This window comes from Vibrio pomeroyi (assembly GCA_041879425.1).
Classification (GTDB): domain Bacteria; phylum Pseudomonadota; class Gammaproteobacteria; order Enterobacterales; family Vibrionaceae; genus Vibrio; species Vibrio pomeroyi_A.
The window spans coordinates 3,235,342-3,248,649 of sequence record CP090854.1 but is presented as its reverse complement, the minus strand read 5'-3'; the positions used below and the strand labels follow the sequence as shown (position 1 = coordinate 3,248,649).

Below are 13,308 nucleotides of genomic sequence, written 5' to 3'. Positions count from 1 at the left end.
AGGGGGCGAAATCAGCGTCGAGCGTGTTGCTCTAGGTAGTCTTGAGCGAGTTCTCGACCCATGTATTTACCTAAGGTCTTCAATGGTACCTTCTTAAGGTTCACGACAATCAAACCATCTAAGGCATCATTAAACGATGGGTCGACATTAAAGCAAACCAGCTTCCCGTTCATCCCTAGATATTGGCGCAATAATACCGGTAAGCCTTTTCCTTGTTCCATCCGTGCTAATACTTTTGAAAGTAGGGGAACACTCGCCAGTGACGACAATAGATGATTCTGCCAGAACACATGACTACTGGTATTGAGAGGTGAAGAAGGGGAAACCAGATTGGCCTTTTCCTCATCGTAATGGTGAATCGATAAGGTAGTTGCTATCAACAGGCGCGCATTGTGGCTGTAATCATTGCTGATGCTGACCGGGCCAAATAGGTGGGTGTATTTAGGGTGACGAGACACAAAGGTCGCAATACCTTTCCATAGTAGTAACAGTGAGTTAAGGCTCTTTTGATAAGGCTTACTCACGACAGAACGACCAAGTTCAATGCTGTTGTCTAACGTATCGATAAACTCTTGGTTATAGTTAAACAGACTGCGGGAATAGAGTTGGTCCAACCCGTGCTCTGCGATTAACTTGTCGACCATACCCAGTCGATAAGCGCCGACTAATTCTGCCTTAGCTTTGTTCCACACAAACAGTTGGTGGTAGTAAAGGTCGTACTCATCTAAATCACAAGCAAGCCCACTGCCTTCTCCAACTTCACGGAAGCTCTCTTCTCTGACTCGACCAATCTCACGCATTAAGTTCGGAATAGATTGGCTTGGTGTGCAGTAGACTTCGAAGTCACCTTGCTCGAGCAGCTTCATCTCTTCAGGGAGTGATCCTATCTCTATTGCCAATACTTCGGGTGATATTGGCGCTATCACTTGGGTATCGAAAGAGGGTGCGTGGATTGGCGTGTTCGGACTATCTTGTTGACTCATTAGGTAGGTATTAAGTCGTAGGTAGTTGACGATATCCATCTCTTTTTCAAACGATTTAATCTCTGAATACGGAATCGATGAGCCAATCGAGATAGAGATAGTTGTCGCCTGTTTATTAAGAAGTTCACGCCCGAGTAGAGCGGTTCTCAACAGTGGATGCACACGACCCGCTTGATAGAAAAGCTCACTGTTTTTACCATTTATAAAGATAGGAACTGTCGTGGCTTGATGACGTTTAACGAATTTCGCGACCGATTTACTCCATTCGATATCCGTCAGTGTTTTTGCCCCTTTACGATAACTCGATACTTCGCCCGCAGGGAACACGATCAACAGCCCGCCATCGGCCAGATGACGATTGGCATCACGAATGGCTTTGGCATTGGTGCGTTTCGACTCTTTACCATTAAAGACATCAACGCCAATGAAAAGATCATCCAGCTCTGGCAGTCGTTTGAGCAACTCATTCGCTAATACCTTCACATCCTTTCTTACTGATCCTACGAGATCAGCCAGGATCACACCTTCAATTGCACCTAGTGGGTGGTTCGCCACAATCACGACTGGCCCTTCTTCCGGGATATTTTCCGTACTTCCCGATGCCACCGAGTAGTCGATATTGAGTGCCGATAGGGTGTAATTCATGAATTCGAAGCTAGATAACTCGTTTTGTCGATCTTGATAGAGTCGGTCTAGCTTAGATAGCCCAGTTGCCCACTCGACAACAGACTCACCTAAACCAAAAGGCGTGTAACGTGGTAAACGAAAAGGACTATCAATCATAATGAAGCTACCTTATTGACTAAAGTTGTTTAGGAAACCGTCTTGATTCTTGAAATCTTTCACACTTAAAAACGCACCGCATAACCAGACTAGGCATGCCATGCCGAACAATAATCCGCCGTCGTAACCGATAATTTCACCCGCTGCATTAAACTCAGGCATTTGAATACCGAGCGGCGTAAACAGGTGGAAGAAAATCGCGCCACTCATGATCCCCACGCTCATGATGGCACCTAAGCCATGCCAACGAGTGAACAACAAAATGGCCGCAATCAATTCGGCGAATCCAATCAAGTAGCCGCCAAACGAACCGAACCAGCTTAAGCCTGACCATGTCGCCAAGGTGCCAAAGATATGCTCAGTCTCGTATGAGCCGGTGAACTTAAAAAACAGCGACTGAACGAACACAAACGCGATAAATGCCGCAGGGATATGTTTAGCTGGAGTGAATGTCATGGTTATTCCCTTATTTGATCAGTTGCGGCCAAACGGTGTCGGCTTTTTGAATATGTTGTGCTCGGTCTTGTTCCCAACGCTGTTTAATCTCTTGGTCGTAGTTGAGGTAAAGCTTGTTATCAACAATTGTCCATTGATTAGGGTCACCGGGTGCAAAGTCACTTTTTGTTGAAACAGCCCAAGCGCAATAGCCACCATATTGAGGTGCATATTTTTCAGGATTATTAACAAATAAAGTCAGATTCTTTTCAGAAGAGAAATACCAGTCCGCACCTTTGTACTCTGTGCTGAATTTTTTACTGCCTTCAATCGGCTTACCTGAAGTGAAATAAGCCACAGTGTCGTAGCCATCGAGCGCCTTGCTGCTAAAGAAGCCGGTGTAGATTTCATCGGCGGCAAATACGTAAGGGCTAACAAGTAGCATGACCATAGTTAATAGTTTTCTCATGATGGACTCCATCTATAGATTGATTGCTGGTGATAAATCGAAGGTAAAACGCTGTTGATTTATCTGGCATGGTTTAATGGGTTCACAAGGCGAGCCGGGTGCGTAAAACATAGAGGCTTGGCCGTGTAGATTGCGTAAGTGTGTAAAGCTCACGGTATGCGCGTCTTCACGATGCATACAGGTCGCTAAATGAGGCTGCTCGCTGTGATGGTGAGAGTGAAACATCAGTAAGTTCTGTTGATTCTTCCCCGTTGACATAAGCTGATCGTATTTTGCTTGTCGGTAGGCTTGCACTCGCTCTAAATCAACTCCAGATGAGAACAGCGGAGAATCGGTTTCGACTATTTTTTGTTGAATACCATCCCACATATAGGCGATAACCAAACCATGGTGTTGAGTTAAGTTCGGCGCGAAAGCCAGCAAGGTAAATGGGGCAAAAGAGTGCAGGTCGAGCTTATGAAATGCTTCAGAGAGCTGACTGATGTTACGACTCGATGATAGATTCTTGAGTAACAAACCACGGCTGACTAAAAGGCCATCAGGTACGATGCCTTGATAGTTATTGAGTAGGCATAGTGAAAGCCCGAACTCATTGATACTGATCCAGCTACCACCACCGGTTGGGTCGAGTGGCATGATGATGTCGACGCCGTTAACTCGATATTGTTTAGGTGGCATCGCCAATGCCCGTGTCTTTTGTTCGTCACGATTAAAAAAGACCTGATAGCCATTGTCTTCAAGCAGCCAAGATACTGAACACATGATTATTGCTCCCTCAGATAGCTGCTGGTGGTTGGGGCGTAACCAAAGGTGTTGCATGTTTCGACATCAAGAAAGGTCGTGATCACCTTGATCATCGCATAGTGATGATTGGCATGCAGAGCAGCAAAGGTGACCTCTCTTTCTAACGTAGAAGGCAGGCTGGCGAACACTTGTGTATCCATTGAAACTTCGGTTTGGATCATGATAGGCGCTTCGAGATCTCGACGGTCTAATCGTTCAAGCCAGTTGATCACGTAATGGATCTCTTTCAACGCAATCGACCTGTCGAATTCGACGGGATGACCACGGCGACGAGTGTTGTAATCAACGGTCGCATTCTTTTTTAAAATCAGAGCGTGAAAAAGATCGAGAGTGTGACGAGTATGCTCACCAATAGAACTTGTGACGTGCGGCTTTGCTCGTGTCAGATAGTCGCTGTCAGATATCGCTAACAAAAACTCTAAACCCTGATTCAATATCTCTACCGCTCCCTTGATACTAGGAGAGAAAGAAGTGAGGGCGCTCGGTTGGGCTATGGGGTTCATTCATGATCCTCGTACAAAGTTAATCGGTGGTCGGATATTGTTGAACAAGACGTCGCTCTTCTTGCCACGCGGTAAACAGGCTCTTAAAAGAAGGAGGCTGGTGGCCTCGCTGTTTTTGCTGAGCGCCAATATCAAAAAGAATGCGGTATTGCAGGAGTAGCGTAGAAAATATCTCTCGCAATGGTGTGTTGCGATCCCAGATATGCCCAGCCTCACTGCTTGCGCCATTGACCTCAAGGATAGTGAAATCCTCGCCGTTCATTAGGCTGTGCATGTCCTTGAATTTGACGTCGAGTCGACCAAAGTGGAAACCATCGAAGTCGTCGAATATCTCATCTAAGCGTTCAGTTAAAGCCTGAGTGATGTATTGGTTGCCGTCTCGGAAGATACAGCCACGGCTATGGCTACCTGCGAACGCAAGTTGGAACTCTTCGCCCTCTGCGAGCACTTGACCCAATTTATCTTGATGTCTTGGCAAATACAGGTGACTAAGCTGCCCAGCACGCGGGCTATTTTCAATTAACTGTTTGAGTGTCGAGCTGCCATCACCCACTACCATTGGCGCATACTTGAGTGTGATCGAGATGATCTCGCCTTGCTTTTTGTTTGGGTAACGAACATAGAAAACCCCCGCTTCAGCTTGATAAGGCGCCTTTTCTTGCAATAGAAAGCGAGCACCATTTGGGAAAGATTCAACATACTGTTCAAGTTGATCTTGTGTGTTGATCAGCTTAACGCCAACACCTCGACAGCCAAGATCCGGTTTAGCCACAATCGGGAAATCGAGATCCGATTGTATGAGTGCACTGCGTGCATCTTCAGCTTGTTTCTTACTGCTGAGATCCGTTTTGGTTAGGGTGATAAACGGAGAGATCCAGCGCTGACTCGATGATCCGGCAAGGCTCAGTATTTCGTGTTTTGATTCGCCTACCATGCCGCTTAGCTTGATGCTCGGGTTGGCGATGAGCGGCAGCGCCCAGTCAAAGTGCCGTAACCCTTGCATCAGGCTTTGAATCACCACTGGCGTGTAGAAGAACCAGGTTGGAAGAAACTCATAAGGAGAGACACTGCGCACGGTATCTTTTTCAAGCAAGGGCATGCCTGCATTGATTTGATGTGCTGGAATGATGCGAATATCTTGCGGTGAACTCATGATAATCCTCTAGAGTAGGTTTTATTCATTAATCGATTGCCGATAAACAACAAAGCGATGGCACACGGGATGATGATCCATTGATATTCAGAGGCTTGCAGCCACGCTGATGTCCCTAAATAGTAGATGGCAGAGAAGACAATGCCAGTCCAGATCGCGGTGGCACTAATAACGGCAAACAAGAAAGTAGGCAGTGGGATGGCGAAAAAGCCACTTAAGGTAAAACCAACGGTACGAAGCCCTGGAATAAAGCGGATGACAAAAAGACTGCTGAATGCGTTCTGACGTAATTTGGTACGAAGTGAACGAAAGTACTTATTAGTGAGGGCTTTATATCGAACGCCTCGGAAATAACGTCCTGATTTACCTAGGTAATAAAGACCGAGATCACCCGTGGCAATGCCGATGAAAATGGCAAGCAGCGCATATTGAGGAAGTATGAGACCTTGAGTGGCTATACCTGCCGCTGTAACAATCGCCAGATCTTCAAGCAGGTAAGAAAGCGCGATGATGCCAAGCATCAGCCATAGCAGCGATTCCTCTCCTGTATTTAACCATGCTTGAATGCTCTCGACAGTGCCCATCAAATGTCCTTATCTATCCTATAGATGAATGGCTTATTGGCCATTCATTGAGTGTAGTAAATTAAATAGACAGGAGGAGCAGAGAAAAACTTACAGCGGATTAGCGTTTTTTTGTAGGGGCTTAAATCGATTGACGGTGTGAGTCGTACTGTTTGGATGCTGAATCAGCGGGCGTTTACGGTGAGAAAAGTAGGGCAGTGGAGTCGATTTCTAAATAACAAAAGAAAAAGGCTGAGTCGTTAAACTCAGCCTTTCAGAAGGTTAACTATGGATTACTGGGTAATCTATTTAGTTAGGTCAATCTGGTAAACAGCAAAACCAACATCGTCAGTCGCAACGCGTTTCATCGGGTATTGACCCTTTTCTTTGATGAACTCTGCCGCTTTGTCGCTTGGAGATGTTTCAAAGCGGATATCTAGTTTGTTATCCGTTTTGATTGGCGCAAATGACCAGTTGTTATCAGCTGTTGGGCTAACTTGACCTTGCTCTTTGCTTACGCGAGAGATGTAGTTCGCAAGAACAGTACGGTTCTCATCTGGAGCATCAAATGCGATGAAGTCTTCACCCGTACCTGGGAACTTAGCACTGTACGCACGGTAGTTGTTGGTTGCGATCAGGAAGTCTTGTTTCATGTCGATTGGCTTACCTTGGTAAGTTAGGCCAACAATACGTTGTGAGTCAGGGTTAACGACTTTACAGTTTGCATCGTATTTCGCAGGTTGAGTTACGTCGATTTGGTAATCAACACCGTCGATAACATCGAAGTTGTATGTGCGGAAGTTATCCCACTCGATCAACTGTTGTGGTGCTGTTGAGTTAACATCAACTTGGTTGAACTGACCAGCAGAACACTCAAGCCACTCTTTTACTTCGTGACCTGTTACCTTCATCGCAACTAGCGTATTCGGGTAAAGGTACAAGTCAGCTGCGTTACGGAATGTCAGTTGACCAGATTCAACTTCAGTGAAGTTCGCTGGGTCATTCTTACGACCACCGGCTTTAAATGGTGCAGCTGCAGAAAGTACTGGCGTACCATCTAGGTCTGGGTCGCCTTGGATGAACTGTTCAACGTAATCTTTCTGCGCAAGGTTAACAATCTGTACTGTTGGATCGTCTTGCACTAAAGATAGGAAGCTGTACATCACGTCGTCTGCTTTACCAATCGGTTGGTTAACAAACTCACGAGTACCAGCGTGGTCTTTTTCTAGTGCTGTTACGATGCCTTCATCAGCTGCAGCAAGAGATTTCTTCTCGATCTTGTCGTAGATAGGGCGCGCTTCTGATTGGCCTTTAACGACTTCCCACTTACCGTCTTTTTGTGCAAGTGTTAGATCCATAACACCAACGTGGCTACCCCAACGACCTGGCATTACTGCCGCAACACCGTTCATTGTGCCAGTTTCGTTATCGATGCCTTGGATGTCATCAAAACCTTTACCTGGGAACACTGCGTGAGAGTGGCCGAATGCGATTGCATCAATGCCATCTACTTCAGATAGGTAGAACGTTGAGTTCTCTTCGCCATTTTTGTATGGGTCAGTTGATACGCCTGAGTGAGGGATAGCAACGATAACTTCAGCGCCTTCCGCTTTCATTTGAGGTACTAACTCGTTAGCTGTCTCAATGATGTCACGAGCGATCACTTTACCTTCTAGGTTCTTCTTATCCCACGTCATGATTTGTGGTGGAACAAAACCGATGTAGCCGACTTTCACTTCATGCTCTACGCCTGCTGTATCTTCAAACGTGTGAGTCTTGATGATGTAAGGTGTGAAGTAGTGTTCTTTGGTTTCTGCGTCGTAAACGTTGGCACTGATGTATGGGAAATCAGCGTCATTGATTGACTCTTCTAGGAACTCAAGACCGTAGTTGAATTCGTGGTTACCTAGGTTTGCAGCGTCGTAGCTTAGTTGATTCATTGCTTTATATGCAGGGTGAACTTCGCCCGCTTCGATGCCTTTGTCTGCCATGTAGTCACCCATTGGGCTACCTTGCAGTAAGTCACCGTTATCAACTAATACGCTGTTGGTTACTTCGCTTTGAGCTTCTTTTACTAGAGTTGCAGTACGTGCTAAGCCGATTTTTTTCGATGGCTTGTCTTTGTAGTAGTCGTAATCCATTAGGTTGGTATGGATATCCGTCGTTTCTACGACACGTAATTTAATCACTTCATCGGTATCTGGTGTTGTTGTGCAGCCTGCTAGAGTCAAACCAAGACCCGCAAGTACAGCCAATGACAAAGGTTTCATTGCAACTTTCATTTTGTAGCTCCAAAGTGGATAGTAGAAAATTCGTTGCGTAATGTAACAAAACCGAATGAAACAATGATTACAACGAATGTTAATTCGTGACTTAGATCGATTACTTTATGGTGTTCTGCAAGACGCCTCCCAAACCTGCTCAATCAATGTACAAATCACATCGATAGTATTAGTCCATTCATTTCACCTATTTATCGATGAATCTCATCCCTTATCAGCTTTTCGAATAAAAAATGAAATTTTAGAATTTCCAGTAATATGAGAGGCTCGTCATAATGCCTATATCAAGGACGTATCAGGCAGATGAATAGCAAGGATAGCTCAAAACGAAGCTTCTGTTTTCTTCTAGTGCCAATACTCCCATTCACTCAAGTGGATGAGTTAAATCCCTTGCTTGGCAAGACCAAGTAATGAATTGCTCGTACTGCGAGCCTTAAAGGAAGCACTGAAATGGACCAAGAACGTTTAACCCACCTAAAACAGCTTGAAGCGGAAAGTATTCATATTATCCGTGAAGTTGCTGCTGAGTTTGATAACCCAGTGATGATGTACTCCATCGGTAAAGATTCTTCTGTGATGCTTCATTTAGCTCGCAAAGCGTTTTATCCAGGCAAGATTCCATTCCCACTATTACACGTTGATACGGATTGGAAATTCCGCGAGATGATTGAGTTTCGTGATCGTACGGCTAAAAAGTACGGCTTCGACCTTTTAGTACATAAGAACCCAGAAGGTATTGAGATGGGATGTAGCCCATTCGTACATGGTTCTTCCAAGCACACTGACATCATGAAAACTCAAGGCCTTAAGCAGGCGTTAAACAAGTACGGGTTCGATGCCGCTTTTGGTGGTGCGCGTCGTGATGAAGAAAAATCTCGAGCGAAAGAGCGTGTTTATTCTTTCCGCGACAAGAACCACACATGGGATCCAAAAAACCAGCGCCCTGAACTTTGGCATACCTATAACGGCCAGGTTAATAAAGGCGAAAGCATTCGTGTCTTCCCACTATCTAACTGGACTGAGCTCGATATCTGGCAATACATCTACCTAGAGAGCATCGATATTGTTCCACTTTACCTTTCAGACAAGCGTCCTGTGGTTGAGCGTGATGGCATGTTGATCATGGTTGATGATGACCGTATGGAACTGCAAGAAGGTGAAGTGATTGAAGAGAAAAGCGTTCGCTTCCGTACTTTGGGTTGTTACCCACTGACCGGAGCCGTTGAATCTGAGGCGAACACGCTAACAGGCATTATTGAAGAGATGCTGGTGGCAACATCCAGTGAGCGTCAAGGTCGAGCGATTGACCATGATCAGTCGGGCTCAATGGAGCTGAAAAAGCGCCAAGGTTATTTCTAAGAATCTAAGGAAAGAAAAATGAATAGTGCAGTAGAAGCCGAATTGGCTGAACTAGGGATTGAAGGTTATCTAAGTCAGCATCAGCATAAATCTATGCTTAGATTTTTAACTTGTGGCTCGGTAGACGATGGTAAAAGTACGTTAATCGGTCGCTTGCTCCATGATACAAAACAGATTTATGAAGATCAGCTAGCAGCGGTTCACTCGGATAGCCAACGAGTGGGTACGACGGGTGAGAAACCTGATTTGGCACTGCTTGTTGATGGCTTGCAGGCTGAGCGCGAGCAAGGGATTACGATCGATGTAGCTTATCGTTATTTCTCGACTCAAAAGCGTAAATTCATTATTGCTGATACCCCAGGGCATGAGCAGTACACGCGTAACATGGCAACAGGCGCTTCAACGTGTGATCTGGCTGTGATCTTGATTGATGCTCGTAAGGGCGTTCTGGATCAAACACGTCGTCACTCGTTTATTTCTAATCTACTTGGTTTGAAGCATTTCATCGTCGCAGTCAACAAAATGGATCTCGTCGAGTACTCGCAAGATCGTTTTGAGGAGATTCGCGATCAATATCTAGAGTTTGCAGAAAACCTAGAGGGTGAGACCAATATTCAGATCTTGCCCGTTTCCGCGCTTGAAGGCATTAACGTTGCTGCACCAAGTAAAGAGCTTGCATGGTTCGAGGGCCCATCGCTATTAGAAGTACTAGAGAACGTAGACATTGACCAAAAACGCTCTGCGGGTGAATTCCGTTTCCCAGTGCAGTACGTCAATCGTCCTAACCTAGATTTCCGAGGCTTTGCCGGCACAGTGGCTTCTGGTCGTGTCAGCGTGGGCGATGAAATCAAGGCGTTGCCTTCAGGTAAAACCTCTAAGGTGGCAAGCATTGTGACCTTTGATGGTGAACTTGAATCAGCACAAGCGGGCTTGGCGGTAACGCTGACTCTTGAAGATGAGATCGATATAAGTCGTGGCGATTTGATTGTGTTGGAAAACGCGCAAATTGAATCCACTAACCACGTATTGGCAGACATCGTGTGGATGACAGAACAACCATTGCAACCGGGTAAAGCTTACGACATCAAAATCGCAGGTAAGAAAACCGTCGGTCAGGTTGAAACGGTTCGCCACCAATATGACATCAACAACCTGTCGACCCACGCTGTCGATGAGTTACCACTGAATGGTATTGGCTTGTGTGAATGGTCACTGAACGAGACTGTCGCATTGGATAAATACCGTGAGAGTGCGGATACCGGTGGCTTCATCGTTATCGACCGTCTAACCAACGTGACGGTTGGTGCTGGTTTGATTCGAGACCGTTTGGACTCTGTTGAACAGCAAGTCGGTAACTTCTCTGCATTTGAACTTGAGTTCAACGCTCTGGTTCGTAAGCATTTCCCTCATTGGGATGCCAAAGATCTAAGCCAATTACTGAAGTCATAAACGACCAAGTAACAGCTTATTGAATCAGGCGGAAACCCATCGTTTCCGCCATAAAGGACGGGTATATGTGGCAACAAGGATTTGTATTAGCGATTTTGCTCGGCATCATTACTTGCCTGCTCGTTACCCGTATTAAGCCAAGCTTTATCTTTGCTGGCGCGGCGTTTATTGCTTTTATGGCTGGCATGATCGACTTGTCGAGCTTGGCTAATAACTTCACTAACTCCTCGTTACTGACTTTAATTCTTCTGATCCTCGCATCAAGTGCGTTGGAGAAAACTCGCTTAATCAGCTGGGTTAGCCGCAATATCTCTGAAGGTAGGCTAGGCACAGTGGTTGCGAAGTTGGGTATTTCCACAGCGTTACTTTCTTCTTTTACCAATAACACGGCGGTGGTTGTCTCTTTGATCGGAGCGATCAAACGCAATCAACAACACGCGCCATCTAAGTTACTTATCCCTCTGTCATACGCTGCCATTTTAGGTGGAACGCTGACATTGATCGGTACCTCAACCAATTTGATCATTAATAGCTTTGTTGAAGATGCCGGATTGCCGAGCTTAAACTTTTTCACACCAACGTTGATCGGTTTAGCCGTCTTAGTCGGTGGAGTGTTGATCCTTATTCCGCTGAGTTACTTCCTACCAAGCTACGATGATGGTTCCCAAGATGATTTGCCTTACTTTCTAGAAGCAAGAGTGGAACCTGGTTCACCGTTAGTTGGTCGTAGCGTAAGCGAGAATAATCTTAGAGCTCTGAGAAAATTGTTCTTAGCGGAAGTGATTCGAGACGGTAAAACAACGGCATCTATAGACCCTGACTTCATACTGCAAGCTCGTGATCGATTACTGTTTTGTGGTGATGTTGAAAGTGTAGCGACACTGCAAGAAATTCAAGGATTAACCCTATTTGGCCAGCATCACCTTAATGGACAAAGCTTTGTTGAAGTGGTGGTGAGTTCGTCTGCAAGCTTCTGTAATAAAACCTTGAAAACCAGCCAGTTTAGAGATCGCTTCGATGCGGTTGTGGTTGCTATTCGTCGCGGTCACGAACGTCTAGAAGGTGGCCTTGGAAACATCACACTAACCGCTGGGGATACCTTGATTTTGGTTCCTGGTAAGCGTTTTGAAGAGCAGCGCCAGCAACACAACAAAGAGTTTGTGTTGATGAATGACTTGGACTCGAGTGCCAAGCTTGATGCGGATAAATCAACGTTTGTATTGCTCGGTTTTGCCAGTGTGATTGGTTTAGCCCTTGCTGAAGTCGTGCCGATTATCAAAGGACTGGCTGGTTTCTTGCTGTTGCTGGTTGCCTTTGGCGTGGTGCAACTTGGTGAGCTTCGTCGCCGTTTTCCGGTTGATATTGTGGTGATCGTTGGCTCTGCACTTTCTATTGCTCAACTGATGATTTCGTCGGGTTTGTCTGAGCGTATGGGGCTGATGTTTATGGAAGCCTTTAATGGCTGGGGTGTGTTCGGTGCGTTAGTTGCGACCTATTTCATGACCTTGGTTCTGACTGAGCTTGTTACTAATAATGCGGCCGCAGCACTCTCGTTTCCAATTGGCTACAGCATGGCTATCGGCTATGGCGTTGACCCTATGCCATTCATTATGGCGGTTCTGTTTGGTGCCAGCGCCAGCTTTATTTCGCCATACGGCTACCAAACCAATTTACTTGTTTATAGCGTAGGTAATTATCATCTCACCGATTATCTACGCATCGGCATCCCAATCTCGATTGTCTATTCGGGCTTGGTGCTGACCCTAATTCCTTACTTTTTCCCATTTTAATGCTGTTTATTTAAAGGACTAATTATGACCGCAGTACTCAAACCAAAAGATGAGAATGTTGTGTGGCATCAACACTCGATTGATAAAGCATTCCGCTCTAATCTGAAATCACAAAAGCCAGCCGTGCTCTGGTTCACGGGATTATCTGGTTCTGGGAAGTCGACAGTCGCTGGAGCATTAGAAAACCGCTTAGCACAGCTTGGTTACCATACTTATTTATTGGATGGCGATAATGTTCGTCACGGATTATGTAGCGATCTTGGTTTCTCTGAACAAGACCGTCGAGAGAATATTCGTCGTATTGGTGAACTTGCTAAATTGATGGCGGATGCGGGTTTGATCGTGTTGTCTGCGTTTATTTCTCCACATCAAGCGGAGAGACAGTTAGTGCGTGATTTATTGCCGGAAGGTGAGTTTCTAGAGGTGTTTGTTAATACGCCACTTGAGGTTTGTGAACAACGCGACCCTAAAGGTTTGTATAAGAAAGCACGCGCTGGAGAAATTCCTAATTTTACTGGCATTAGCTCAGTGTACGAAGCGCCTCAGAACCCTGAGATAGATCTACCTGCGGGTGAGAAGACACTCGATGAACTGGTCGAATTGTGTATTGATGCTTTAGAAAAGCGTAATATTTTAGCCAATTGAGATCGTTGGTATGACTAAGGCTACTCGCCTGTTTATCTGCTTATTCAGATGGATAAATAGAGCAGCCTTGGTTTACCGAGACAAGAAACC

The 13,308-nt window shown here is 45.6% G+C and carries 12 protein-coding genes; 4 read left to right on the top strand and 8 right to left on the bottom strand.

Annotation, left to right across the window (positions count from 1 at the left end; translation table 11 throughout):
* Positions 1-11: 11 nt before the first annotated feature.
* The 8 genes from L0992_14315 to L0992_14280 all read right to left on the bottom strand — a co-directional run bounded on the left by L0992_14315 (position 12) and on the right by L0992_14280 (position 7,975).
* The gene (locus L0992_14315; protein ID XGB66850.1) at positions 12-1,766 is read right to left on the bottom strand and encodes a lysophospholipid acyltransferase family protein; all 1,755 of its coding nucleotides are present in this window, start codon (positions 1,764-1,766) and stop codon (positions 12-14) included.
* 12 nt (positions 1,767-1,778) lie between these two features.
* Positions 1,779-2,222: a hypothetical protein gene (locus tag L0992_14310; protein XGB66849.1), complete on the bottom strand. Its 444-nt coding sequence runs from the start codon at positions 2,220-2,222 to the stop codon at positions 1,779-1,781.
* Positions 2,223-2,232: 10 nt separating this feature from the next.
* On the bottom strand, positions 2,233-2,670 hold the full coding sequence (locus L0992_14305; GenBank protein XGB66848.1) for a YHS domain-containing protein: 438 nt from the start codon (positions 2,668-2,670) through the stop codon (positions 2,233-2,235).
* Between the two features lie 12 nt (positions 2,671-2,682).
* Positions 2,683-3,432, bottom strand: a complete 750-nt coding sequence (locus tag L0992_14300; GenBank protein ID XGB66847.1) for an NRDE family protein — start codon at positions 3,430-3,432, stop codon at positions 2,683-2,685.
* A 2-nt stretch (positions 3,433-3,434) separates the two neighbouring features.
* On the bottom strand, positions 3,435-3,977 hold the full coding sequence (locus L0992_14295) for a DinB family protein (GenBank protein XGB66846.1): 543 nt from the start codon (positions 3,975-3,977) through the stop codon (positions 3,435-3,437).
* A gap of 19 nt (positions 3,978-3,996) precedes the next feature.
* Positions 3,997-5,130 (bottom strand): ATP-grasp domain-containing protein, encoded by a 1,134-nt coding sequence (locus L0992_14290; protein ID XGB66845.1) that lies wholly within the window; start codon positions 5,128-5,130, stop codon positions 3,997-3,999.
* Positions 5,127-5,714, bottom strand: coding sequence for a DedA family protein (locus tag L0992_14285; GenBank protein ID XGB66844.1), 588 nt, complete (start codon positions 5,712-5,714; stop codon positions 5,127-5,129). Before L0992_14285 ends, L0992_14290 begins: the two co-directional genes overlap by 4 nt.
* Before the next feature lie 284 nt (positions 5,715-5,998).
* Positions 5,999-7,975, bottom strand: coding sequence for a bifunctional 2',3'-cyclic-nucleotide 2'-phosphodiesterase/3'-nucleotidase (locus L0992_14280; protein XGB66843.1), 1,977 nt, complete (start codon positions 7,973-7,975; stop codon positions 5,999-6,001).
* Between the two features lie 450 nt (positions 7,976-8,425).
* On the opposite strand from L0992_14280, the gene cysD reads away from it, so the two are divergent.
* From cysD to cysC, 4 genes are all read left to right on the top strand, one after another.
* The gene (gene cysD, locus L0992_14275) at positions 8,426-9,334 is read left to right on the top strand and encodes a sulfate adenylyltransferase subunit CysD (protein ID XGB66842.1); all 909 of its coding nucleotides are present in this window, start codon (positions 8,426-8,428) and stop codon (positions 9,332-9,334) included.
* Positions 9,335-9,352: 18 nt separating this feature from the next.
* Entirely contained in the window at positions 9,353-10,783 is a 1,431-nt protein-coding gene (gene cysN, locus L0992_14270; protein ID XGB66841.1) for a sulfate adenylyltransferase subunit CysN, read from the top strand.
* Between the two features lie 65 nt (positions 10,784-10,848).
* A complete protein-coding gene (locus L0992_14265) occupies positions 10,849-12,573 on the top strand; it encodes an SLC13 family permease (protein ID XGB66840.1) in 1,725 nt (574 codons plus the stop codon).
* Positions 12,574-12,597: 24 nt separating this feature from the next.
* On the top strand, positions 12,598-13,218 hold the full coding sequence (gene cysC, locus L0992_14260) for an adenylyl-sulfate kinase (GenBank protein XGB66839.1): 621 nt from the start codon (positions 12,598-12,600) through the stop codon (positions 13,216-13,218).
* The last annotated feature ends 90 nt before the right edge of the window (positions 13,219-13,308 follow it).